The sequence below is a fragment of the Planktothrix sp. FACHB-1355 genome, from assembly GCF_014748295.1.
GTDB classification, from domain to species: domain Bacteria; phylum Cyanobacteriota; class Cyanobacteriia; order Cyanobacteriales; family Aerosakkonemataceae; genus Aerosakkonema; species Aerosakkonema funiforme_A.
Map to the genome: position 1 here is coordinate 1 of NZ_JACJUP010001163.1, position 2,173 is coordinate 2,173.

Below are 2,173 nucleotides of genomic sequence, written 5' to 3' on the forward strand. Positions count from 1 at the left end.
CGACATTTCCGAAGAATCCCACGCCCAAGCTTGCGTTCGTGCAGCCATTACCGAATACGGAAATCTTCACATTTTGGTCAATAATGCCGGTGTATTTTTGGTCACTGCCGAAACCGAGCATTACCCGATCGAAGACTTCGATCGCACCATTCGGATGAATATCAGATCGGCATTTCTGATGACAAAATACGCCCTGCCGCACTTACAAAGAACGCGGGGCAATATCATTTCAGCGGGATCGGAAGCAGGCTTTAACGGGTTAGCTAAAAATACCCCCTACGGCGGCACAAAAGGATGGATGCACTCGTTTATGTTGGGAGTTGCTGTCGAGCAGGCAAAGTATGGAGTACGTGCTAATTGCGTTTGTCCCGGTGCGATCGATACAGCTTGGACGCACAAGGAAACTGGGCCAATGGATGCCCAGATGGAAAAAATGTTGATAAATGCCACACCAATGGCTCGACGCGGTACTCCAGAAGAAATAGCTAACGTCTATGCTTTCTTGGCATCGGACGAAGCAAGTTACGTCACTGGTGCTTTGTGGTTAGCCGATGGCGGGGTCACAGCAGCCAAGGGAGCAGTCGGTCAGGAAACACCGCAATCGCTGCGAGTTGAACCCCAAGGCGAACTGCGCCTAGATCATTCTTTAGAGGGGTTAGAAGACAAAAACTTTCACACCATTAAGAGATGAAAAACAAAAGTAAAAAGGCAAAAGTAAAAATATTATCTTTTTACTTTTGACTTTTGACTTTCACGGGAGGTGAGAAGGATGGCGACATTTAAAGACAGAACGGAAGCGGGTAAATTACTGGCTACAAAGCTTTCTGCTTATGCCAACCGCGCTGATGTTTTGGTGCTGGGACTACCGCGTGGTGGTGTTCCTGTCGCGTTTGAAGTAGCAAAAGCGCTGAATGCGGCGCTGGATGTTTTTGTAGTTCGCAAACTCGGTGTTCCCGGACAAGAAGAGTTGGCTATGGGTGCAATTGCTAGCGGTGGCGTCCGCGTGCTGAACACCCAAGTCGTGCGATCGCTTCACATCTCCACAGAAACAATCGATCGAGTAGCAGACTTGGAACAACAAGAATTGGAACGTCGCGAAAAACTCTACCGGGGAAACCGACCCGCACCCAACTACACCGGACGCACCATCATTGTTGTAGATGATGGTTTGGCAACTGGTTCCACTATGCGTGCTGCGATCGCAGCGCTAAGGCAATACGAACCCAATCTGATTATCGTCGCCGTCCCGATCGCCGCCCCCGAAATTTGTCAAGAATTTCAATTAGAAGTAGACGAAGTAGTGTGCTACAACACGCCCGAAAACCTCTGGGCTGTGGGACGAGCCTATGAAGATTTCTCCCAAACCTCTGATGAAGAAGTTTGTCGCTTGCTAGACAGAGCAAATAACTGTCAGCTCGCGGCATCTTCTTAGGATCTAAAGATGATGGCAAAAAGAGCGATTTTTATTTGTGTTGAAATCAATAGGAGTACAAACTAGAAACAAGCAAAAAGCAAAAAGTAGGCCATCGGTAAATGCCCATTTTCAATTTATCATACCCAGCCACATTTTATTTATTCATTATTATCACTTTTGATAACTGTCAAATTATAAATAAGGACGTCATAATGAAAGCAATCACATTTACTTAAGGAGTTGCCATGTTTCTCAAAAGCAAACAAAATGGTACCTTGATCCAAATAGAGAATCTGGAATCTTTGATCAACCCCAATGAAAATCAAATTACCGGACGAGATCAAGCTGGCCAGGAAGAACAAGGGCCTGCTTCATATCAGAAAGAAGAATTAATTTTTCCTTCCGGCGAGCAACTACCCCGCTGCTGGTTAGATGCAAATTACCCAAAAGCCTGATCTCGGATTAGTTATTAGTCATTTGTAAAATTATCTTTTCACTAATCAGCGATGACTGATGACTAATAACATCTGTACAGTGCGTCAGAAGAGCGTAATTTTTGCGCTCATCATTAATTTTATCGCTCTGACGCACTCCACTTAATCTAACGCCGCAATTTAAGTTAATAACTGAGGACATTGATATGGTTGATACCAGCGTCAAAAAAATAGACTCTACCCAATCCCCTCAAGGTCAAATGGGCCAAAAATATCTTGCCTCTGGAAAGAGTGTGTCAATGCGTCTTTGGGAGGACGAACAGCC

The 2,173-nt window shown here is 45.3% G+C and carries 3 protein-coding genes; all 3 read left to right on the plus strand.

What is annotated here, in order from left to right; all coding sequences use genetic code 11:
• The coding region (locus H6S82_RS30255) for an SDR family oxidoreductase (protein WP_191057250.1) at positions 1-691 on the plus strand (691 nt) is incomplete at its 5' end.
• A gap of 78 nt (positions 692-769) precedes the next feature.
• Positions 770-1,432: a phosphoribosyltransferase gene (locus tag H6S82_RS30260; RefSeq protein WP_190473737.1), complete on the plus strand. Its 663-nt coding sequence runs from the start codon at positions 770-772 to the stop codon at positions 1,430-1,432.
• A 227-nt stretch (positions 1,433-1,659) separates the two neighbouring features.
• Positions 1,660-1,869, plus strand: coding sequence for an acetyltransferase (locus H6S82_RS30265; protein WP_190473739.1), 210 nt, complete (start codon positions 1,660-1,662; stop codon positions 1,867-1,869).
• Positions 1,870-2,173 lie beyond the last annotated feature (304 nt).